15 protein-coding genes are annotated in these 21926 nt (G+C 72.1%); 7 read left to right on the plus strand and 8 right to left on the minus strand.

Features of this window, described 5'->3' with window-relative positions; translation table 11 throughout:
* The first annotated feature begins 83 nt into the window (after nt 1-83).
* Nucleotides 84-2222 carry a 4-alpha-glucanotransferase gene (gene malQ, locus ACIRYZ_RS17455; RefSeq protein WP_402944882.1) on the plus strand — a complete coding sequence of 713 codons (2139 nt, stop codon included), beginning with the start codon at nt 84-86 and terminating at the stop codon, nt 2220-2222.
* 74 nt (nt 2223-2296) lie between these two features.
* Nucleotides 2297-2521 (plus strand): hypothetical protein, encoded by a 225-nt coding sequence (locus tag ACIRYZ_RS17460; protein ID WP_393026050.1) that lies wholly within the window; start codon nt 2297-2299, stop codon nt 2519-2521.
* Between the two features lie 86 nt (nt 2522-2607).
* Here the strand turns inward: ACIRYZ_RS17460 and pepN are convergent, their stop codons facing one another.
* Together pepN and ACIRYZ_RS17470 are read right to left on the minus strand one after the other, a co-directional pair.
* A complete protein-coding gene (gene pepN, locus ACIRYZ_RS17465; RefSeq protein ID WP_402944885.1) occupies nt 2608-5190 on the minus strand; it encodes an aminopeptidase N in 2583 nt (860 codons plus the stop codon).
* Between the two features lie 176 nt (nt 5191-5366).
* Nucleotides 5367-7160: a PQQ-binding-like beta-propeller repeat protein gene (locus ACIRYZ_RS17470; RefSeq protein ID WP_402944888.1), complete on the minus strand. Its 1794-nt coding sequence runs from the start codon at nt 7158-7160 to the stop codon at nt 5367-5369.
* A gap of 380 nt (nt 7161-7540) precedes the next feature.
* On the opposite strand from ACIRYZ_RS17470, the gene ACIRYZ_RS17475 reads away from it, so the two are divergent.
* The 3 genes from ACIRYZ_RS17475 to ACIRYZ_RS17485 all read left to right on the plus strand — a co-directional run bounded on the left by ACIRYZ_RS17475 (nt 7541) and on the right by ACIRYZ_RS17485 (nt 12559).
* Complete coding sequence (locus ACIRYZ_RS17475; protein WP_380614155.1) at nt 7541-8719, plus strand: ROK family protein; 1179 nt, start codon at nt 7541-7543, stop codon at nt 8717-8719.
* Nucleotides 8720-8977: 258 nt separating this feature from the next.
* Nucleotides 8978-10882: a 1-deoxy-D-xylulose-5-phosphate synthase gene (gene dxs, locus ACIRYZ_RS17480; RefSeq protein ID WP_402944891.1), complete on the plus strand. Its 1905-nt coding sequence runs from the start codon at nt 8978-8980 to the stop codon at nt 10880-10882.
* A gap of 150 nt (nt 10883-11032) precedes the next feature.
* Nucleotides 11033-12559 carry an ArnT family glycosyltransferase gene (locus tag ACIRYZ_RS17485; protein WP_387620774.1) on the plus strand — a complete coding sequence of 509 codons (1527 nt, stop codon included), beginning with the start codon at nt 11033-11035 and terminating at the stop codon, nt 12557-12559.
* Nucleotides 12560-12670: 111 nt separating this feature from the next.
* Here the strand turns inward: ACIRYZ_RS17485 and ACIRYZ_RS17490 are convergent, their stop codons facing one another.
* The 5 genes from ACIRYZ_RS17490 to ACIRYZ_RS17510 form a co-directional block, all read right to left on the minus strand.
* Nucleotides 12671-14818: a 3-hydroxyacyl-CoA dehydrogenase NAD-binding domain-containing protein gene (locus ACIRYZ_RS17490; RefSeq protein ID WP_402944895.1), complete on the minus strand. Its 2148-nt coding sequence runs from the start codon at nt 14816-14818 to the stop codon at nt 12671-12673.
* Nucleotides 14819-14820: 2 nt separating this feature from the next.
* Nucleotides 14821-16038: a thiolase family protein gene (locus ACIRYZ_RS17495; RefSeq protein WP_393026069.1), complete on the minus strand. Its 1218-nt coding sequence runs from the start codon at nt 16036-16038 to the stop codon at nt 14821-14823.
* A 246-nt stretch (nt 16039-16284) separates the two neighbouring features.
* Nucleotides 16285-17526 (minus strand): HRDC domain-containing protein, encoded by a 1242-nt coding sequence (locus tag ACIRYZ_RS17500; protein WP_402944897.1) that lies wholly within the window; start codon nt 17524-17526, stop codon nt 16285-16287.
* A 206-nt stretch (nt 17527-17732) separates the two neighbouring features.
* Nucleotides 17733-18449, minus strand: a complete 717-nt coding sequence (locus ACIRYZ_RS17505) for a response regulator transcription factor (protein ID WP_030288221.1) — start codon at nt 18447-18449, stop codon at nt 17733-17735.
* Between the two features lie 320 nt (nt 18450-18769).
* Complete coding sequence (locus ACIRYZ_RS17510; RefSeq protein ID WP_387620787.1) at nt 18770-19432, minus strand: DUF3000 domain-containing protein; 663 nt, start codon at nt 19430-19432, stop codon at nt 18770-18772.
* Nucleotides 19433-19578: 146 nt separating this feature from the next.
* Here ACIRYZ_RS17510 and hemE point away from each other — a divergent pair, with 146 nt between their 5' ends.
* Nucleotides 19579-20682, plus strand: a complete 1104-nt coding sequence (gene hemE, locus ACIRYZ_RS17515) for a uroporphyrinogen decarboxylase (RefSeq protein WP_402944899.1) — start codon at nt 19579-19581, stop codon at nt 20680-20682.
* Between the two features lie 127 nt (nt 20683-20809).
* Here the strand turns inward: hemE and ACIRYZ_RS17520 are convergent, their stop codons facing one another.
* The gene (locus tag ACIRYZ_RS17520; protein WP_402944902.1) at nt 20810-21250 is read right to left on the minus strand and encodes a DUF523 domain-containing protein; all 441 of its coding nucleotides are present in this window, start codon (nt 21248-21250) and stop codon (nt 20810-20812) included.
* A 55-nt stretch (nt 21251-21305) separates the two neighbouring features.
* Between ACIRYZ_RS17520 and ACIRYZ_RS17525 the strand changes: the two genes are divergently transcribed.
* Complete coding sequence (locus ACIRYZ_RS17525) at nt 21306-21896, plus strand: Uma2 family endonuclease (protein WP_402944904.1); 591 nt, start codon at nt 21306-21308, stop codon at nt 21894-21896.
* The last annotated feature ends 30 nt before the right edge of the window (nt 21897-21926 follow it).

Consider the following 21926-nt stretch of genomic DNA (forward strand, 5'->3'; position numbering starts at 1 on the left):
GTCGCGCAGCGTGGTCGGGCCGTCACCCGGGTAGGACTTGGGAGTCCTGACCGGGCGTTGCCGAGACATCGCAGGAGCCGCGAGTGGCCGCTTACCACGACAGTGACGGAGCCGACGGGCTGAAGGTGCCGCCGCAGGACGCGCCGCCACCGCCGGCCGAACTGGTGGCACTGGCGCAGGCGTACGGGGTGGATGCGCGATACCCGGGGCCGGGTGGGCAGGCAGTGGGGGCGCGGACGCTGGTGGCGGTGCTGGCGGCACTGGGGGTGGCGGCCGGGACGCCGGAGGAGGTGCGGGAGGCGCTGGAGCGTCACCGGGCCGAGCAGCAGGGTCGGTTGCTGTCGCCGTGCGTGGTGGTCCGGCAGGGGCGGCGCACCGCGCTGGACGTGCCGGCCGACGCCCGGCTGCGGGTGGAGCTGGAGGGCGGGGGCAGTTGGGAGCTGCCGCGCGGTCACTCACACTGGCTGCCCGCGGACCTGCCGCTCGGGCGGCACACGCTCAAGGCGGAGAGCAACGGCGCGACAGCAGCGGCACCGCTCATCGTCGCCCCGGAGCAGCTGCCCCAACTCCCCGGTCGCAGCTGGGGGTTCCTCGCCCAGCTGTACTCCGTCCTCTCCTCCCGCTCCTGGGGCATGGGCGACCTCGGCGACCTCGCCGAGCTGGCCCAGTGGGCGGGTGCCGGGCTCGGTGCTGGCTTCGTGCAGATCAACCCGTTGCACCAGGCGCTACCGGGCGCCCCGGGCACTCCCACCGACCCGTCCCCGTACCGTCCGTCCTCCCGCCGTTTCGCCGACCCGGTGCACCTGCGGATCGAGGCCGTCCCCGAGTACGCCTACCTGAACACCGCACAGCGGGAGCAGGCCGACGACCTGGCCCGCCGCGCCGCCCGGCTGCGCGACGAGGTGCTCGGCCACGACGGTCTGATCGACCGCGACGCCGTCTGGGCGCTCAAGCGGGAGGCCCTGGAGCTGTTGCACGAGGTGTCGCGCGGACCCGGCCGTCAGGCGGCGTACGAGGCGTACCAGCGGCGCGAGGGCGAGTGGCTGCGCCGGCACGCGCTCTGGAGCGCCCTGGCCGAGGCGCACGGCCCCGACTGGCACCACTGGCCGAAGGGCCTGCGTCACCCGGACGGCCCACAGGTCGAGCAGGCCGCCAAGGAACTCCAGGAACGCGTGGAATTCCACCGCTGGCTCGCCTGGCAGGTCGACCAGCAGCTCGCCCACGCCCAGCGCAGTGCCCGCGAGGCGGGCATGCCGGTCGGCCTGATCCACGACCTGGCCGTCGGCGTCCACCCCGACGGAGCCGACGCCTGGGCCCTCCAGGACGTCCTGGCCGGCGGCATCTCGGTCGGCGCCCCGCCGGACGCCTTCAACGCCCACGGCCAGGACTGGGGCCTGCCGCCCTGGCGCCCGGACGCGCTGGCCGCGGCCGGCTACGCCCCGTACGCGGAGCTGCTGCGGGCGACCACCCGGCACGCGGGGGCGCTGCGCATCGACCACGTGATGGGCCTGTTCCGCCTCTGGTGGATCCCGGCCGGGCACCCGCCGACCGAGGGCGCGTACGTGCGCTACGACGCCGAGGCGATGCTCGGCGTGCTGGCCCTGGAGGCGCACCGGGCCGGGACGGCGGTGATCGGCGAGGACCTGGGCACGGTCGAGCCGGGCGTCCGGGAGGAGCTGGCGGCGCGCGGCATCCTCGGCACCTCCGTGCTCTGGTTCGAGCGGGACTGGCAGGCGAACGGCGGCATCCTCGCCCCGGACCGCTGGCGGCCGGGCTGTCTGGCCACCCTCACCACCCACGACCTGCCGAGCACCGCGGCCCGGCTCTCCGGCGAGCACGTCGAGCTGCGGCACCGGCTGGGCCTGCTGGCCCGGCCGCTGGGGGAGGAGCAGGAGGAGGCGGCGACGGAGCTGGCGGACTGGCGGGCCGAGCTGGCCGGGCTGGGGCTGCTCACCCCGGGCGAGCCGCTGTCGATGCCGGTGCTGTACCGCTTCCTGCGGGCGACCCCGGCGGAGCTGGTCGGAGTGTGGCTGCCGGACCTGGTCGGCGACCCGCGCCCGCAGAACCTGCCCGGTACCTGGGACCAGTACCCGAACTGGCGCCTGCCGGTCGCCGACGGCGCCGGGGACCCGGTCACCCTCGACCACCTGGCCGCCGTCCCGACCGCCCGCCTGCTGGCCTACCTCCTCGCCCCGCCCAGCCCGCGCGACCCCGGCCGCTGACCGGGACGGGCCCCGCGGGCCGGAAGGCCGACCCCGACGCGCGCCCCCCCATAAGCGGCGGGTAAGTTGGAAACGTGGACAAGAGGAACGCTTTGCGAGCCGGCGCGGTCTGCGCAACGGTCACGCTGATGATGCTGCTGTCGTCGCCCGCCATGGCCCTCACCAGGGACGACGGTGACGACCCGGGTCCTGGCCTGAGCGTCGGCCAGACCATCGGCCTGTACGTGCTGATCCCGCTCGCGGCTTTCGCCATCATCGCGGCCCTCGCGGGCATGCCGTACGGCAAGAAGAAGAAGTAACCGTCGCGTCCACCAGGACCCGTACAACCCTGAAGGGGCGCCGGACGATCCCGTCCGGCGCCCCTTCAGGCGTTCCCGACATCCGGTCAGCGAGTCCCCGCCGCCCGGTCCACCGCCTGGGCCTTGAGCGCGCGCTCGATCCCGGCCCGCGCCTCGACCACCTGGCGCCGCAGCGCCGGGGCCGGCTCGGCCTCGGTCAGCCAGGCGTCCGTGGCGGCCAGCGTCTCGGCCGACACCTGCAGCGACGGGTACAGCCCGACGATGATCTGCTGCGAGATCTCGTGGCTGCGGGTCTCCCAGATGCCCTTGACGGCGGCGAAGTACTTCGCCGCGTACGGGGCCAGCAGCTCCCGCTGGTCCGACTGCTGGAAGCCGGCGATCACGGCCTCCTGGACGTAGTTGGTCAGCTTGTCCGACTCCACCACCGAGGCCCAGGCCTCCGCCTTGGCCTCGGCGGTCGGCCGGGCGGCGCGGCAGGTGGCCGCGTGCTCCTGGCCCGCCGCCGTGTTGTCCCGCTCCAGCTCGGCGGCGATCGACGAGTCGTCCGCGCGCCCGGTGGCCGAGAGCCGGGTCAGCAGCGTCCAGCGCAGCTCGGTGTCCACCGCCAGGCCCTTGACCTCCACCGACCCGTCGAGCAGCCCGGCGAGCAGGCCCAGCTGGCCGTCCGTCCGGGCGACCGTGGCGAGACTGCGGGCCCAGGCCAGCTGGTGGTCGCTGCCGGGCTCCGCGGCGCGCAGGTGCTCCTCGGCGGCGGCGGCCCAGCGGGCGAGGCCCTGCTCGCGCCACTCCGGGTCGGCGTAGGCGTCCAGGGCCAGCTTGACCTGGCGCTGCACGGACTGCACCACGCCGATGTCGCTCTCCCGCCCGATGCCGGACAGCGCCAGCGACAGGTAGTCGCGGGTGGCCAGCTCACCGTCACGGGTCATGTCCCAGGCGGAGGCCCAGCACAGCGCGCGCGGCAGCGACTCGGTGAAGCCGCCGAGGTGCTCGGTGACGACGGCCATCGAGTCCTCGTCCAGCCGGATCTTGGCGTACGACAGGTCGTCGTCGTTGAGCAGCACCACGGCCGGCCGGTGCCGCCCGACCAGCTCCGGCACCTCGGTGCGCGGGCCGTCGACGTCCAGCTCGATCCGCTCCGTGCGCACCAGCGAACCGTCGTCCGTCAGCTCGTACAGGCCGATCGCGATGCGGTGCGGCCGCAGCACGGCCTCGCCCTTGGCGCCGGCCGGCAGCGCGGGGGCCTCCTGCAGCACCGCGAACGACTCGATCTCACCGTCCGTGTTCAACACGACGGACGGCCGCAGCACGTTGATGCCGGCCGTCTCCAGCCAGGACTTCGACCAGGCCTTGAGGTCGCGTCCGCTGGCCTCCTCCAGCGCCCCGAGCAGGTCGCTCAACCGCGTGTTGCCCCAGGCGTGGCGCTTGAAGTACGCCTGCACGCCCTGGAAGAAGGCGTCCTGGCCGACGTACGCCACCAACTGCTTGAGCACCGAGGCGCCCTTGGCGTAGGTGATGCCGTCGAAGTTGACCTGGACGTCCTCCAGGTCGTTGATCTCCGCCATGATCGGGTGGGTGGACGGCAGTTGGTCCTGCCGGTAGGCCCAGGTCTTCATCTGGTTGGCGAAGGTGGTCCAGGAGTGCGGCCACCGGGAGCCGGGCGCCTCGGCCTGGCAGACGGCCTCGGCGAAGGTGGCGAAGGACTCGTTCAGCCAGAGGTCGTTCCACCACTCCATGGTGACGAGGTTGCCGAACCACATGTGGGCGAGCTCGTGCAGGATCGTCGCGGCGCGCGACTCGTACGCGGCGTCGGTGACCTTGGAGCGGAACACGTACTGGTCACGGAAGGTGACGGCGCCCGCGTTCTCCATCGCGCCGGCGTTGAACTCCGGGACGAAGAGCTGGTCGTACTTGGGGAAGGGGTACGGGTAGTCGAACTTCTCCTGGAAGTAGTCGAAGCCCTGCTTGGTGACCTCGAAGATCGCCTCGGCGTCCAGGAACTCGCGCAGCGACGGGCGGCAGTAGACGCCCAGCGGCACGCGCTGCTCGCCGTTCTCGTAGGCGTCGAAGACGCCCACGTACGGGCCGGCGATGAGCGCGGTGATGTAGGTGGAGATCCGGCCGGTGGGCTCGAACTTCCAGACCCGGGTGGCACCTTCGCCGACCGGCTCCGGCGTCGGCGCGTTGGAGACCACGACCCAGCCCTCGGGGGCGGTCACGGTGAACGCGAACGTGGCCTTCAGGTCCGGCTGTTCGAAGCTGGCGAAGACCCGGCGGGCGTCCGGCACCTCGAACTGGGTGTACAGGTAGGTCTCGCCGTCGACCGGGTCGACGAACCGGTGCAGGCCCTCACCGGTGTTGGTGTAGGCGCAGGTGGCGACCACGCGCAGCTCGTTCTCGGCGGCCAGGTTCGGCAGCGGGATCCGGCTGTCGGCGAAGCTGCCCGGGTCGAGCGGGGCGCCGTTGAGGGTGATCTCCTCGACGCTCGGGGCGACGAGGTCGATGAAGCTGTCCGCGCCGGGCGTGTTGGCGGCGAACCGGACCACGGTGGTGGACCGGAAGGTGCCACCGTCGCGGGCCGAGCCGAGGTCGAGCTCGATGTCGTACGCGTCCACCCGGAGGAGGTCGGCCCGGGTGCGGGCCTCCTCACGGGTCAGGTTGGTGCCGGGCACTCGCTGCACTCCTTTGTCAGGCTGATGGACCGAATCCTCGCATGCCCGACGGTCGAGCCCACCGGAAAATCGCAGGCGGGGCGGACCCGGGCCGAAGCCCGTGCCCGCCCCGCCCGGACGAGTGCCCGCGGCCCCGGGTCAGACCCCCGGGACCACGTCCGGCGTCACCACGGCCGTCACTTCGACCACTTGGTCATCGGCGACGTGTAGCTGCTGCCGCGACGGTAGGCGATGATCGCGCTGTTGTCGTCGGTCACGAAGAACTCCGACATGCTCATCCCGATGTCCATGCCGTCCGGCATCGCCATGGTGCCGATGTCGCTCGTCGAGCCGTCGGCCTGCGACAGCGTCACCAGCTTGGCCGGCTTGTCGTAGCCCTGGCTGACGATCGCCCGGACCTTGCCGTCCTTGGTGGTGCCGGAGACCAGGCGCATGTCGTTGCTGTCCGCCGAGCCGGTGGTGGACCAGATGCGCTTGCCGGTGTTCAGGTCGTACGCGTTGATGCCCGACTTGCTGCCGGTGATCTGGACGTACAGCGTGGTCCCGCTGACCACGTTGCTGCTGATGGCGTCGGACTGGCCGGACAGGCGCAGGCTGTCCGAGCCGGCCTCCTTGGTCGACATCTGGTTGCCGGGCTTGTTGTCCTTGTCGAACGGCAGGATGTAGTCGCCGTTCGGGCCGCCGGTCATCAGCACCACCAGGGGCTGGGTGCTGACGACCTTGTCGACGCGCTCGATGGTGCCGGTGAGCGTGATCGGCGAGCTGGCGGGCTGGCCGGTCTCGGCGTTGACGATCTGCAGCACCGACTTCGGGCTGACGTCGTAGCAGCGGTCGGTGATCGCGATCTGCGAGCCGGCCGTGGCGCCGTACACGGTGCAGTCCTTGCCGCGGCCCTTGAGCTGCCAGACGGGCTGGCCGTTGTCGATGTTCAGCGCGCCGACCGGGCCGACGGCGACCACCTTGTCGGTGACGCTCAGCGTCGGCGAGGACAGCCGGTCCGCGGTGGCCTTGACGCTCCAGAGCAGCTTGCCCGAGGAGATGTCGACGGCGCCGATGGTGGAGCAGTCGTAGTCACCGGTGTTGAAGGAGACCGCGACGATGTTCTTGGAGTTGTGCGAGTAGGAGGCGGTGCACAGCTCCTTGGAGCCGGACGGCACCGGGATGTTCCAGGCCTGCTTGCCGTCCGAGAGGTTGTAGGCCGTGATGCCGGTGCTGTCCGCGCGCACGGCGGTCTGGCCGGCGCCCCAGACTCCGAGCAACTGCGAACTGGTGTCCGAGTCCTGCGGCTTGGCGGCGTTCCAGGCGACCTTGTACGTCTCCTTGCCCGGGGCGGGCGTGGGGCCCCCGCCGGTGCCGGCGGTGGTGCTGCCGCCGTTGGAGGTGACGCTCGTGGTGCCGCCCGAGTCGGCCACCGGCCCCGGGTTGGGCTTGGGGTCGTGCCCCTTGAACAGGATGACCAGCGCGATCACGATGGCGACCACCAGCACACCGCCGATGATGCCGCCCCACAGCATCACGGGGTTGCGCTTCGCGGGCGCGGCGGGCACCGGCGCACCCGGGTAGGTGTACCCGGGCTGCTGCTGGTAGTTGTACCCGCCGGCGTTGTAGTCAGGGGTGGCGTAGCCGGCGCCGGCCGCGCCGCCGGGCATCGGGTCGTACGGGCCGATCGGCGCACCGCCCGGCGGCGGCGGGGCCTGGGCGGGGAGGCCGGGCGCGGTCGGTGCGTACGCCGCGTAGTCGACGCCGCCCGGCGGCTGCGCGGGCGGTGCCGGCGGCTGGGCCGGCGGTCCGGCCTGGCCCGGAACGGCCGAGCCGTCGAGCTGCGTCATCTGGTCCGCGACGGCGGCCGGATCCACGCCGCCGTTTGCGGGGCGTCCGAACGAGACGCCCCGGTTCTCCTGCGGGCCGCTGCCGGGCACTTCGCCCGCGCCCGGCGTAGGGTGATCCCCTGCCATCTGATTCCCCGTCATGTCTGGAAGCGTCCCCCTGCCGGTACCGTCCGCGGCCCGGTGGGACGGGTGAGATTCGGCACCATGCTAGTGGTGGGTGGTTTTCGGCCGTCGCCAGTACCGCCGAACCCCGCCCCCACGGGCCCTGACCGCGCAACACTTTCACCGGCCACCCACGCCGCCGCCACGGCCACCCCGCCCCCAGCACCGGCGCGCGCCCCCTACCCGCCCACCCCCAGCACCCTCCACCCACCCCGCACCTCCCTCCAGCGAGAGGGGGGCGCCCCCGGCCACCCGCCCTCCCGAGAGCCACCCCCCACACGACGGACCCCCGCGCCGTAGGCTTCAGGAGTTGAAGGGGACGCCCGCCAGAGGGATCCCCGCCCCTGGGAGGGTGGATCATGTCGACGGACACACCGGGCTCGCAGTCGTCCCTGCACCGGGCGAACCTGGAGCGGGTGCTCCGGGCGGTGCGGATGGCCGGTTCGCTCACCCAGGCCGAGATCGCCCGCGGCACCGGCCTCTCCGCGGCCACCGTCTCCAACATCGTGCGGGAACTGAAGGAGAGCGGCACCGTCGTGGTCGCCGACACCTCCTCCGGCGGCCGCCGCGCCCGCAGCGTCTCGCTCAGCGGCGACGCCGGCATCGTGGTCGGCATCGACTTCGGCCACACCCACCTGCGGGTCGCGGTCGGCAACCTGGCGCACCGGGTGCTGGCCGAGGAGAGCGCCCCGATCGACGTGGACGTCTCCGCCGCGCAGGGCTTCGACCGGGCCGAGGCGATGGTCGAGCGGCTGCTGGAGCAGGCCGGCTTCCGCCCGGAGAAGGTGATCGGCGTCGGCCTCGGCGTGCCCGGCCCGATCGACGTGGAGACCGGCGCGCTCGGCTCCACCGCGATCCTGCCCGGCTGGACGGGCATCGCCCCGGGCCGGGAGCTGGCCGAGCGGCTCGGCATGCCGGTGCACGTGGACAACGACGCCAACCTGGGCGCGCTCGGCGAGCTGGTCTGGGGCGCCGGCCGCGGTCTGAGCGACCTCGCGTACATCAAGATCGCCAGCGGCGTCGGCGCCGGGCTGGTGGTGAACGGCCAGATCTACCGCGGTCCGGGCGGCACGGCGGGTGAGATCGGGCACATCACCCTGGACGAGGCCGGCCCGGTCTGCCGCTGCGGCAACCGGGGCTGCCTGGAGACCTTCGTCGGCTCCCGCTACCTCCTCTCGCTGCTCAGCTCCACCCTCGGCCCCGACCTCACCCTGCCCCGGGTGGTCGAGCTGGCCCACCAGGGCGACCTCGGCTGCCGCCGGGTGATCGCCGACGCCGGCCGGCAGATCGGCACCGGCGTGGCCACCCTGTGCAACCTGCTCAACCCCCGCCGGGTGATCCTCGGCGGCGACCTCGCCGAGGCCGGTGAGCTGGTGCTCGCCCCGATCCGCGACTCGGTCGCCCGCTACGCCATCCCCAGCGCCGCCCGCCAGCTCTCGGTCGTTCCCGGCACCCTCGGCGGCCGGGCCGAGGTGCTCGGCGCACTGGCCCTGGTGATGAGCGAGATGGGGGAGTCCGGCGCCCTCGGCCGCCACTGAGGGCTCCCTGGTGGACGGCTGCCGGCCCGCCCGACCAGAACACCCATCCGTCAACACAGCATTGACGAGCATCTCCGGCCCCACCTCCCGGAATGGCGGTAACCCGTCGGTGGTACCGGGCGTGCCGGTCGGTGTCCGGCAAGCGGACATTAGACTCGACCGGTCGGCACCGACCGCGACCGCCGGCCTGCCGCCGGACCGGGCAGCGACGCCCGTCGGACCGTCCGCGGTCCGCGAACACTGAACGAGGAGGAACGGGTGGCCCTGCTGACCCGCATTCGGGGACCGCGCGATCTCGACCGGCTCACGCCCGGACAGCTGGCCGCACTGGCCCAGGAGATCCGGACCTTCCTGGTGACCGAGGTCTCCAAGACGGGCGGCCACCTCGGCCCCAACCTCGGCGTGGTGGAGCTCACCATCGCGATGCACCGGGTGTTCGACTCGCCGCGCGACCGCATCCTCTTCGACACCGGGCACCAGAGCTACGTCCACAAGCTGCTCACCGGCCGCCAGGACTTCTCCCGGCTTAAGATGAGCGGCGGCCTGTCCGGCTACCCGTCCCGCGCCGAGTCCGAGCACGACGTGATCGAGAACTCGCACGCCTCCACGGTCCTCTCCTACGCCGACGGCCTGGCCAAGGCCAACCAGCTGCTCGGCAAGAACGACCCGGTCGTCGCGGTGATCGGCGACGGCGCGCTGACCGGCGGCATGGCCTGGGAGGCGCTCAACAACATCGCTGACGCCAAGGACCTCCCGATCGTCATCGTCGTCAACGACAACGAGCGCTCCTACTCCCCGACCATCGGCGGGATGGCCAACCACCTCGCCACGCTGCGCACCACCCAGGGCTACGAGCGCTTCCTGTCCTGGGGCAAGGACGCGCTGCAGCGCACCCCGGTGGTCGGCCAGCAGCTGTTCGAGACGCTGCACGGGGCCAAGAAGGGCCTCAAGGACTTCATCGCCCCGCAGGGCATGTTCGAGGACCTCGGCCTCAAGTACATCGGCCCGATCGACGGCCATGACCTGACCGCCCTGGAGTCCGCGCTGACCAAGGCGCGCGGCTTCGGCGGCCCGGTGATCGTGCACTGCCTCACCGAGAAGGGCCGCGGCTACCACGCCGCCGAGAACAACGACGAGGACCGCTTCCACGCCGTCGGCGTGATCCACCCGGACACCGGCCTGCCGGTCAAGAGCTCGGGCAAGGACTGGACCTCGGTCTTCGGCGAGGAGATGGTCGCGCTCGGCCACGAGCGCGAGGACATCGTCGCCATCACCGCCGCGATGCTTCACCCGGTCGGCCTCGCCCCCTTCGCCAAGGCCTTCCCGGACCGCATCTTCGACGTCGGCATCGCCGAGCAGCACGCCGTCACCAGCGCGGCGGGCCTGGCCACCAACGGCCTGCACCCGGTGTTCGCGGTCTACGCGACCTTCCTCAACCGGGCCTTCGACCAGGTCCTGATGGACGTCGCCCTGCACAAGCTGGGCGTCACCTTCGTGCTCGACCGGGCCGGTGTCACCGGGACGGACGGCGCCTCGCACAACGGCATGTGGGACATGTCGATCCTCCAGGTCATCCCGGGCCTGCGGCTGGCCGCCCCGCGCGACGCCGACCAGGTCCGAGCCCAGCTGCGCGAGGCCGTCCTGGTCAAGGACGCTCCGACCGTGGTCCGCTACTCCAAGGGCACGGTCGGCCCGGCCGTCCCCGCGGTCGCCAAGGTCGGCGGCATGGACGTGCTGCGGGCCGCCGAGGAGCCGAGCGGTGCGCACCGCGCCGACGTGCTGATCGTCTCGGTCGGCGCGATGGCCCCCACCTGCCTGGAGGTCGCCGACCTGCTGGCCGCCCAGGGCATCACCGCCACCGTGGTGGACCCGCGCTGGGTCAAGCCGGTCGACCCGGCCCTGCCGGGCCTGGCCGCCGAGCACCGGGTGGTCGTCACGATCGAGGACAACGGCCGTACCGGCGGCGTCGGCGCGGCCGTCGCGCAGGCGCTGCGGGACGCGGACGTGGATCTGCCGGTGCGCGACTTCGGTATCCCACAGGAGTTCCTGGACCACGCCAGCCGGAACGAGATCCTGGCCGAAATCGGCCTGAACGCCCCCGACATCGCCCGCAAGGTGACCGCCCTGGTCGCCAGGCTGGACGTGGCGCCGGTCGAGGCCTGAGAACGGCCCGCCCGGGAACCGTCCCGACCCGTTCCGCCGACGACTGGTTGTCGTAGCTCCGTAACAGTTCGTCGCGGAACAAGCTGACAATCGCACTGAAAGGCGGGACCGGCGCCACCCGCGCCGATCCCGCCCGGTAGGTTGTCAACCGTGCCGACCCCCACCCGCCTCCGCCCCGCCGGACTGGCCGAGCGCCTGCCCGAGCGTGTCCGTACCCACCTTCGTCAGGGGTACTGGACCAGGCTGGTGCCGGCGCTCGCGCTGGTCGCACTGCTCACCCACATCCCCTCCTTCGCCCGGCCCGTCTGGAGCCCGGACGAGGGCTTCCTGGCCACCCAGGCCCGGATGCTGGCGGACGGCGGCGTGCTCTACGACACCGTGGTGGACCGCAAGCCGCCGCTGCTCCCCTGGCTCTACCAGGCCTGCTTCGCCGTCTTCGGCTCCGCCTCGCTGTGGCCGCTGCGCACCCTCGCGGTGGTGGCCCACCTGGTCACCGCGATCCTGCTGGCCTCGATCGCCCGCGGCCGCTGGGGCAACCGCGCCGGTGCCGGCGCCGGACTGCTCTACCTGCTGGTCTCCATCGGGCTCTCCCCGGAGGACACCCAGGCGGCGACCTTCGAGGTCTTCATGCTGCCCGCCATGGTGGCCGCCTTCCGGTACGCCGAGCGCCGCCGCTGGCTGGCCGCCGGCATCGCGGTCGCGCTCTGCTCGCTGACCAAGCAGACCGGCGGCGCCGTCATGCTGCCGGTGCTCTGGATGCTGCTGCAGGACGCCCGCCGACGAGGGGTGCGCTGGCCGCCCGCGCTGTTCAAGATCGGATTCGGCTTCGCGCTGCCGATAGCGCTGGTCGCGGTCATCCTGACCAAGCCCAAGGGCTTCCTCTTCTGGGTGGTCACCGGCAGCGGCGACTACGCCTCCTTCGGTGGCGCCTGGCTGCAGATGCTCGGCCGCGCCTTCGGCAACCTGGGCATCCTGGCCGCCGCGGGCCTCGGCTTCCTCTACCCGGTCGGCCGCCGGCTCTGGTTCAAGTACCGCCACCGCCCGCTGCCGGTGGCCGGCGAGGAGCACGGCTCGACCACCGACCTGTGGGTCTGGCTGCTCTCCTCGGCCGTCGCGGTCAGCGTCGGCTTCCACTTCTTCGGCCACTACTACCTGCAGCTGATCCCCCCGCTGGTGCTGCTGGGCACCGGGGCGGTGGCCACCTCGGCGATCCGCTGGAAGCCCGTCCTGGTGTACACCACGGTCGCCGCCACGGTCTTCTGGGGCCTGGCGCTGGCCTGGCCGGGGGAGCAGATGAACCGCAACACCGAGGTCGCCACCGCGGTCGCCGCCCAGACCACCCCCAAGGACACCGTGCTGGTCTGGGGCATGCACCCCGAGCTGTACTGGCTGGCCGACCGCAAGCCCGCCACCCGCTACCTGACCGCGGGCTTCCTCACCAACTACAGCGGCGGCAAGGACGGCAGCCCGAACGTCGGCGAGCAGTTCAGCGTCAACAACGCCTGGCAGACCTTCGACAAGGAGCTGGCCAACGGCCTGCCCGAGGTCTTCGTGGACGACTCCGGCATCTCCCCGTACCAGCCGGTGATGGTCCCCCGGATCGAGAACCTGCTGGACACCCACTACGAGATGATCGGCGTCATCGGCGACACCGTGGTGTACCGCCTCAAGCACTGAGCACAGCCGCCCCGGGCACCGGGCACAGCCGTGCCGTCCCGGGCGCCGGGTGCGTACGCAAGGAGCCCCCGGCGACCAGGTCGCCGGGGGCTCCTTGCGTAGCGCTACGCCTTACGCGGGCACCGAGGCCACGCCGGGGGCGAGGAACTTCTTGCCGGTCACCCGCTCCGAGACGCCCTCACGGTCCAGGTACGGGGTGATCCCGCCCAGGTGGAAGGGCCAGCCGGCACCGGTGATCATGCAGAGGTCGATGTCCTGCGCCTCGGCGACGACACCCTCCTCCAGCATCAGGCCGATCTCCTGGGCCACGGCCTCCAGGGCGCGGTTCAGGACCTGCTCCTCGGTGAGCACCGAGTCGCCGAAGGTCAGCAGCTCCAGCACCTCGGGGTCGAGGACCTGCTTGCCGTCCACCCAGGTGTAGAAGCCGCGCTTGCCGGCCTTGACCACCTTGCCGAGGTTCTCGGAGACGGTGAACCGCTCCGGGAAGGCGCCGTGCAGGGTCTCCGAGACGTGCAGGGCGATGGCCGGGCCGACCAGCTCCAGCAGCACGATCGGGGACATCGGCAGGCCGAGCGGCTCGACGGCCTTCTCGACGCTGGCGATCGGGGTGCCCTCGTCGATGATGTTCTGGATCTCGCCCATGAAGCGGGTCAGGATCCGGTTCACCACGAACGCCGGGGCGTCCTTGACCAGGACCGAGGTCTTCTTCAGCTTCTTCGACACGGCGAAGGCGGTGGCCAGCGACGCGTCGTCGGTCTGCTCGCCGCGGACGATCTCCAGCAGCGGCAGGATCGCGACCGGGTTGAAGAAGTGGAAGCCGACGACCCGCTCGGGGTGCTTCAGCTTCGAGGCCATCTCGGTGACCGACAGCGAGGAGGTGTTGGTCGCCAGCACACAGGTCGGCGAGACCACGTTCTCCAGGTCCGCGAAGACGGTCTGCTTGACGCCCATCTCCTCGAACACGGCCTCGATGACGAAGTCCGCGTCGCCGAAGGCGGCGGCCTTGTCGAGCGAGCCGCTGACCAGGCCCTTGAGGCGGTTGGCCTTGTCCTGGCCGATGCGGCCCTTGCCGAGCAGCTTGTCGATCTCGGCGTGGACGTAGCCGACGCCCTTGTCGACGCGCTCCTGGTCGATGTCGGTGAGGACCACCGGCACCTCCAGACGGCGGGCGAACAGCAGCGCCAGCTGCGAGGCCATCAGACCGGCGCCGACGACGCCGACCTTGGAGACCGGGCGGGCCAGCGACTTGTCCGGCGCGCCGACCGGGCGCTTGGCCCGACGCTGCACCAGGTTGAAGGCGTAGATGCCGCTGCGCAGCTCGCCGCTCATGATGAGGTCGGCCAGGGCCGCGTCCTCGGCGTCGAAGCCGGCCTGCAGGCTGGCCTTGTCGGCGAAGTCGGCGTCCTTGACGGCGGCGATGATGTCCAGCGCCTTGTAGGCGGCCGGAGCGGCGCCGTGCACCTTGCCGTCGGCGACCAGACGGCCCCAGGCGACGGCGTCGTCCCAGGCCTTGCCGCGGTCGACCGCCTCGCGCTCGACGGCGACGTCGCCCTTGAGGACCTTGGCGGCCCACAGCAGCGACTGCTCCAGGAAGTCGGCCGGCTCGAAGATCGCGTCGGCGATCCCCAGCTCGAACACGTCCTTGCCCTTGAGCTGCTTGTTCTGGTTCATCGAGTTCTCGATGATGACCTTGACGGCGTTACCGGCACCGATCAGGTTCGGCAGGATGGTGCAGCCGCCCCAGCCGGGGACGAGGCCGAGGAAGACCTCGGGCAGCGAGAAGGCCGGAACGCCCGCCGACACCGTGCGGTAGTCGCAGTGCAGGCCGACCTCGACGCCGCCGCCCATGGCCGCGCCGTTGTAGAAGGCGAAGGTCGGGACGGGCAGCGCGCCGATCCGCTTGAAGACCTCGTGGCCGCCCTTGCCGATGGCCAGCGCGTCCGCGTGCTGCTTGAGCAGCTCGACGCCCTTGAGGTCGGCGCCGACCGCGAAGATGAACGGCTTGCCGGTGATCGCGGCGCCGACGATCTTGCCCTCGGCGGCCTCGGCCTCGACCTGGTCCAGCGCCTCGGACAGCTTGAGCAGCGAGCCCGGGCCGAAGGTGGTCGGCTTGGTGTGGTCGAAGCCGTTGTCCAGGGTGATCAGGGCCAGCTTGCCGGCCTGCAGCGGCAGGTCCAGGTGGCGCACGTGGGCGGTCGTGACGACCTCGCCCGGGAACAGCTCGGCGCCGTGCTGGAGCAGCTCAGTCGTGGTGCTCATGGTCACTTACCACCCTCGAAGTGCGGGTTCTCCCAGATGATGGTGCCGCCCATGCCGAAGCCGATGCACATCGTGGTGAGGCCGTAGCGGACGTCCGGGCGCTGCTCGAAGCGGCGGGCCAGCTGGTTCATCAGGCGCACGCCGGAGGAGGCCAGCGGGTGGCCGAAGGCGATCGCACCGCCGAACGGGTTGACCCGCTCGTCGTCGTCCGCGATGCCGTAGTGGTCCAGGAAGGACAGCACCTGGACGGCGAAGGCCTCGTTGACCTCGAAGGCCTGGATGTCGTCGATGGTCAGACCGGCCTTGGCCAGCGCCTTCTCGGTGGCCGGCACCGGGCCGATGCCCATGACCTCGGGCTCGACGCCCGCGAAGGCGTAGGAGACCAGGCGCATCTTGACCGGGAGGCCGAGCTCCTCGGCGACGTCCTCGGCGGCCAGCAGCGAGGCGGTGGCGCCGTCGTTCAGACCGGCCGAGTTGCCCGCGGTGATGTTGCCGTGCGGGCGGAACGGGGTCTTGAGGTTCGCCAGGCTCTCCATCGTGGTGCCCGGGCGCATCGGCTCGTCCACGGTGGCCAGGCCCCAGCCGGTCTCGCCGACCTCGGGGTTGGTGTTGCGGATCGAGATCGGCACCAGGTCGGGCTGGATGTCGCCGTTGGCGTACGCCTTGGCGGCCTTCTCCTGCGAGCGCACGGCGTAGGCGTCGCAGCGCTCCTTGGTGATGTGCGGGAACCGGTCGTGCAGGTTCTCCGCGGTCATGCCCATGAACAGGGCGGACTCGTCGACCAGCTTCTCGGAGACGAAGCGCGGGTTCGGGTCGACGCCCTCACCCATCGGGTGACGGCCCATGTGCTCGACACCGCCGGCCACGACCACATCGTACGCGCCGAAGGCGATGCCGCCGGCGGTGGTGGTCACGGCGGTCAGGGCGCCGGCGCACATGCGGTCGATCGCGTAACCGGGAACGGACTTCGGCAGGCCGGACAGCAGGGCGGCGGTGCGCCCGATGGTCAGACCCTGGTCGCCGATCTGCGTGGTGGCCGCGATGGCGACCTCGTCGATGCGCTCGACGGGCAGGTTCGGGTTACGGCGCACGAGCTCCCGGATGCACTTGACGACGAGGTCGTCCGCGCGGGTCTCGTGGTAGATGCCCTTCGGGCCGGCCTTGCCGAACGGGGTGCGGACGCCATCGACGAAGACGACGTCCCTCGCGGTACGAGGCACGGGGGCTCTCCTCCCAGGGACCAACATTTTGAGGTGGGCGGGCTGCCGCCGGTGAAGACCCGAGCGGCGCCGCATCACCGTCATGCTACCCGCCGGTAACCAACCTGCCCAGGCCCCTCGGAGGGTTCGGACCATGTGTCCCGCGACACGTCCGACCAGGAAGGCTTCCCGGACGCGCCGAAGGGGATGCCGTCCGGACGGACGACATCCCCTTTTCGGAGTCATGCCTCGGGAGCGCGGCCCGGGTCAGCCCTGGGCTGAGGCGGCGGCGAACGCGGCGGCCACCGGCGGCGCCACCAGGTCGACCTGCCACTGCCGGGCGCCGAGCCGACGCAGCGCGGCGGCCACGCGCTCGGCGCTCGGCTCGACCGGCGGCTCCCAGGAGACCCGGCGCACCAGGTCCGGGGTGATCAGGTTCTCGGCCGGCAGGTTGTGACGCTCGGCCAGGTCGCTGACGGCGGCTCGGGCACCGGAGAGCCGGGCGGCGGCCACCGGGTCCTTCTCGGCCCAGGCCCGCGGCGGCGGCGGTCCGTCGTGCGGCGCGGCGGCCGGCGGCAGCTGGTTCTCCGGGATCTCCCGGCCGCGCTGCACCGCCGCCAGCCACTGGTCCAGCTGGCGCCGGTGCAGGCGCGGCCCGAAGCCCTGGACGGCCTGCAGTGCGGCGATGTTCAGCGGCATGGCCAGCGCGGCGTTGACGATCGCGGCGTCCGAGAGCACCCGGCCGGGGGAGACGTCGCGCTCCTGCGCTATCCGGTCGCGGGTCAGCCACAGCTCGCGCACCACGGCCAGCTGGCGGCGCCGGCGGACCTTGTGCAGCTGCGAGGTGCGCCGCCACGGGTCGGTGCGCGGGGCCGGGCGGGGCGCGGCGGCGATCGAGGCGAACTCCTCCAGGGCCCAGCCGAGCTTGCCCTGGGCGTCCAGCTCCTGTTCGAGTGCGTCGCGCAGCTCGACCAGCACCTCGACGTCCAGAGCCGCGTAGCGCAGCCAGGGCTCGGGCAGCGGGCGGGTGGACCAGTCGACCGCCGAGTGCTCCTTGGCCAGGCTCAGCCCGAGCACGTTCTCGGTCATCGGCCCGAGGCCGACCCGGGCGAAGCCGGCGATCCGCCCGGCCAGCTCGGTGTCGAACAGGCGCTGGGGTCTCATGCCCACCTCGGCCAGGCAGGGCAGGTCCTGGGTGGCGGCGTGCACCACCCACTCGGCGTCCGCGATGGCGGCGCCCAGCCCACTGAGGTCGGGGCAGGCGATCGGGTCGATCAGGGCGGAGCCGGCACCCGCGCGGCGCAGCTGGATGAGGTACGCGCGCTGCCCGTAGCGGTAGCCGGAGGCGCGCTCGGCGTCGACGGCGACCGGTCCGGTGCCCGCGGCGAAGGCGGCGACCGTGGCGGCCAGCGCCCGCTCGTCCGCCACGACGGGCGGGATCCCCTCCTTCGGTTCGAGGAGCGGGACCGGGGCTGCTTCTTCTGGGATGGCTGCTACGGCGTCGGTCACCCCCCAAGGGTACGACGGTCCCCGGAACTGGGAGTGTTGTCGGACTGGTCAGACCGTTACGGGCGGCGGCGAAGGTGCCGTCCGCACATGGCTGCGGCGGCTGCCCCGATGCCTGCGGCGGCCGCTCCCACGCCTGCGGCGGCTCAGAAGGAACGTTCCTCCTGAGCCGCCGTTGTGGTTCGACAAGCAGTTCGGGTTCGATCGGCTCAGTGGATGATTCCGGTGCGCAGTGCGACCGCGACCATGCCCGCGCGGTCCCCGGTGCCGAGCTTGCGGGCGATCCGGGCCAGGTGGCTCTTCACGGTGAGCGCGGACAGGCCCATTGCCACGCCGATCGCCTTGTTCGACTGGCCCTCGGCGACCAGCCGCAGCACCTCGACCTCGCGGCCGGACAGTTCGCGGTAGGCGGCCTGCTGCGGGCCCGGCGCACCGGGGGCCCCGGGCGCTCCCGGAGCACCGGCGGCGCCCGGCATGCCCGGCATCCCGGGGCGGCGCATCCGGCCGGCCAGTCCGGCGGCGCCGAGCGGCAGGCCCGGGCGGCCGGGCATCGCGACATTGGTGCGGGTGCCGGTGACCACGTAGCCCTTGACGCCGCCGGCCAGCGCGGAGCGGACCGCGCCGATGTCGTCGGCGGCCGACAGTGCCAGGCCGTTGGGCCAGCCCGCGGCACGTGTCTCGGCGAGGATGGTCAGCCCGGAGCCGTCCGGAAGGTGGACGTCGGCGACGCAGATGTCGCGTGGGGTGGAGACCCGGGGGCGGGCCTCGGCGATCGAGGACACCTCGATCACGTCGCGGACGCCGAGCGCCCACAGGTGGCGGGTGACGGTGTTTCGGACGCGGGGATCGGCGATGACCACCATGGCGGTGGGCTTGGTCGGGCGGTAGGCGACCACGTTTGCGGGGTGCTCAAGAAGGACCGACACCAGGCCTCCTGCGGGGAGTGGCGGACGGAACCCCGATGGGGGCGGTCGGAGTGTTCCGCGTTCGGAAAGGGTCACAGTCTGCTTCGGCAGCAACCGTGTCCGGCTTTAGCGAAAGATCACGATCTAGTGAGTAACAATACGGACAAATCGCGCATGTGACTGATGCGACATGCTTGGAATTCGTACAAAATCGATCAGAAACGTCACTGATCGGTCGCTTCTGACCAGCTAATTGACGCAGAGCGGGATCGAAGTCACACTCCGTCAGTCCTGGGGGTGGTGTCGGGGCGGGAGGTGCCGCCCGGCCCGGACGCCACTCGTCAGTGCGACCGCGGGCGTCGCCGGGCGGGCATCGGGACCACCCCACCGAGTGACGTGACCTCGGCCGGCGGCTGCGCGGTCGGGGTGGCCGGTGGCAGCCCGGCGCTGATGCAGAGCAGATCCCCCCAGGCCGCCAGGTGCCGCTCGAACCGGCCGTCGGCCGGCGTCCAGGAGGCCCGGATCTCGATCTCGGTCGAGGACGGACGGTCCGCCAGACCGCCGAAGTACTGCGAGGCGCACCGGGTCACCGTGCCGGACGGCTCCGCGTACCCGGCGCCCTGCGCCTGCAGTGCGTCCATCAGCCAGGCCCAGCCGACCTCGGAGAGCATCGGGTCGCCGGCCATCTCCGGCTCCAGCTCGGCCCGGGTCATGGTGACCACCCGGAACTCCCCGTTCCAGGCCTCCTGCCCGGCCGGGTCGTACAGCAGCACCAGCCGGCCGTCGGCCAGCTCCTCGCCGTCCACCTCCACGGTGGCGGTCAGCGCGAACGCGTGCGGGGCGAGCCGGCGTGGGGCCGGCGCGGGGGAGAGCTGGAGCTCGGGCCGGAGCCGCGCCCCGCTCAGGGCCTCCACGGCGGCCCGGAACTCGCTCGGCGCCCCCTCCCGACCCGTTCCGCCACCTGCTCCGCCACCCTGCGTGGGGTGCCCGCCGACCGCTGCCATGACCCGAAGACTAGGTCGAAAACCCGGATTATCGCCGCAACTTCCGTCCGAGCGGCGTGCCGGAACGGCAAACCCGGACAGATCTTGGAGGAACCGACGAGGCCGCCCGGGGAGGACGCTCCGAGGCGCATGCGAAGATTTGACCCGTGAGCGAGACTACGGCAGACCCGACGGCGGCCCCCCTCGACGGCCGACCCACCCCCGCGCGCCGCGGCGCCGCGCACGACTCCGCGTTCCTGCGCGCCTGCCGGCACGAGCCGGTGCCGCACACCCCGGTGTGGTTCATGCGCCAGGCGGGCCGCTCGCTGCCCGAGTACCTGAAGGTCCGCGAGGGCATCCCCATGCTGGAGTCCTGCATGCGGCCCGAGCTGGTCAAGGAGATCACCCTGCAGCCGGTGCGCCGGCACAAGGTGGACGCGGCGATCTTCTTCAGCGACATCGTGGTGCCGCTCAAGGCCGTGGGTATCGACGTGGACATCAAGCCCGGCATCGGTCCGGTCATCGCCGATCCGATCCGCACCTTCGAGGACCTCCAGCGGCTGCGCCCGCTGGAGCCCGACGACGTCCCGTACGTCACCGAGGCCATCGGCCTGCTGGTGGACGAGCTCGGCGAGACCCCGCTGATCGGCTTCGCGGGTGCGCCGTACACCCTGGCCAGCTACCTGGTCGAGGGCGGGCCGTCCAAGAACCACGAGAACACCAAGGCCATGATGTACGGGCAGCCCGAGCTGTGGGCCGCCCTGGTGGACCGGCTCGCGGACATCACCTCGGCCTTCCTGAAGGTGCAGATCGAGGCGGGCGCCTCGGCGGTCCAGCTGTTCGACTCCTGGGTCGGTTCGCTCGCGCCGGACGACTACCGCCGCTCGGTGATGCCGGCCAGCACCAAGGTCTTCGACGCCGTGGCCCACTACGGGGTGCCGCGGATCCACTTCGGCGTCGGCACCGGCGAGCTGCTCGGGCTGATGGGCCAGGCCGGCGCGGACATCGTCGGCGTCGACTGGCGGGTGCCGCTGAACGTCGCCGCCGAGCGGGTCGGCGCGGGCAAGGGCCTGCAGGGCAACCTCGACCCGGCGGTGCTGTTCGCGCCGACCAAGGTCGTGGAGACCAAGGCCCGCGAGGTGCTGCACGCCGCCCAGGCGCTCGGTACCAGCGGCCACATCTTCAACCTCGGCCACGGCGTGCTGCCGTCCATGGACCCGGACGCGCTCTCCCGCCTGGTCGCGTTCGTGCACGAGGCCAGCGCGCGCTGACGCGTCGAACCACGGCGGCGGGCCCTCCGGTCACGGCGGGCCCGCCGTCGTCGTTCAGCCCTCGGCGCCTCCCCCAACTTCGTTGACAGGCCTCCCCGTTGAGGCGGGAGTGCCGGTCGGGCACGAGCTATCCGGCGGTCATCTCGATCCCCGCTCGCCGCAGCAGCGCCGCCGTCACCCCGTCCCCGGGCCGCAGCTCCCCGGTGAACGTCCCGTCGTGCACCCGCCCGCAGCCGCACGACGGACTGCGCGCCATCAGCAGCGCCCGCCGCGCCCCCGCCGCCTCGGCCGCCGCCAGCGCCGCCCGGGCACCGGACACGAACTCCTCGGTACGGTCGGCCCCGGTCGTGTCCACCACCCGCGCCCGCGCGTCGAGCACGTCCGCCCCGTCCCCACCCACGATCTCCGCCGCCGGCCGAGGCGTCGGCAACCCGCCCGCCCCCTCCGGACAGACGACGACCGCGCGCCCCTCCTCGACCAGCCGTACGGCCTCCGCCGAGGTCCTCGCCCGCCCGTCGTACCGGCAGGGCACCCCGGCCAGACACGCGCTCACCACGATCGGTTCCATAGCACACAGATTAAGTGGCGGTTCCTCGTGCCCCTCAAGTCGCTATCTTGGGGGCATGAGCGAGCTGCCGGACTGGATGTACGCGCCCAGAGACGAGGGCTGGTTTGCCGATGACCTCGACCACCTGCCGCAGGCGCCGCGGCACACCGAACTGATCGATGGAGCACTCGTCTTCATGATGTCCCCCCAGCGCTGGTGGCACGGTGACGTCGTCACGGACCTCGTTTACACGCTGCGCCGCCAGGTGCCGAAGGGACACCGGGTCGGCAGGGAGATGTCGATCAAGCTCGACAAGCGGAACCGCCCCGAGCCGGACGTGCTCGTCGTCCGGGCCGAGTTCGAGCCCGATCGCACCCAGTTCACTCCCGATGAAGTGGCCCTCGTCATCGAGGTCGTCTCCCCGGAGTCCGCGCACCGGGATCGTACGGTCAAGTTCCGCAAGTACGCCGAGGCAGGTATCCCGCATTACTGGATCGTCGAGGAGGAGGACGGCCTGCCGGTTGCGCACGTCTTCGAGCTGGAGCCGGTGACCTCCTCCTACGTTCCGGCCGGGATCTTCCGGGGCAAGCTCGTACGCCCGGTGCCCTTCCCGATCGCGATCGACCTGGACGAGCTGGTGCCCAACAGCGGGCGTGCAGCGGATTGAGGGTTCGGTGTAAAGACCTGCGAGACTGCG

The organism is Kitasatospora sp. NPDC101155 (genome assembly GCF_044768305.1).
Classification (GTDB): domain Bacteria; phylum Actinomycetota; class Actinomycetes; order Streptomycetales; family Streptomycetaceae; genus Kitasatospora.

What these genes read in the sequence shown, in the direction of transcription:
- ACIRYZ_RS17490 (WP_402944895.1), bottom strand. Translation starts at nt 14,818, where the DNA reads ATGAGCACCACGACTGAGCTGCTCCAGCACGGCGCCGAGCTGTTCCCG.
- ACIRYZ_RS17525 (WP_402944904.1), top strand. Translation starts at nt 21,306, where the DNA reads ATGAGCGAGCTGCCGGACTGGATGTACGCGCCCAGAGACGAGGGCTGG.
- ACIRYZ_RS17470 (WP_402944888.1), bottom strand. Translation starts at nt 7,160, where the DNA reads ATGACGGGGAATCAGATGGCAGGGGATCACCCTACGCCGGGCGCGGGC.
- ACIRYZ_RS17475 (WP_380614155.1), top strand. Translation starts at nt 7,541, where the DNA reads ATGTCGACGGACACACCGGGCTCGCAGTCGTCCCTGCACCGGGCGAAC.
- ACIRYZ_RS17520 (WP_402944902.1), bottom strand. Translation starts at nt 21,250, where the DNA reads ATGGAACCGATCGTGGTGAGCGCGTGTCTGGCCGGGGTGCCCTGCCGG.
- ACIRYZ_RS17510 (WP_387620787.1), bottom strand. Translation starts at nt 19,432, where the DNA reads ATGGCAGCGGTCGGCGGGCACCCCACGCAGGGTGGCGGAGCAGGTGGC.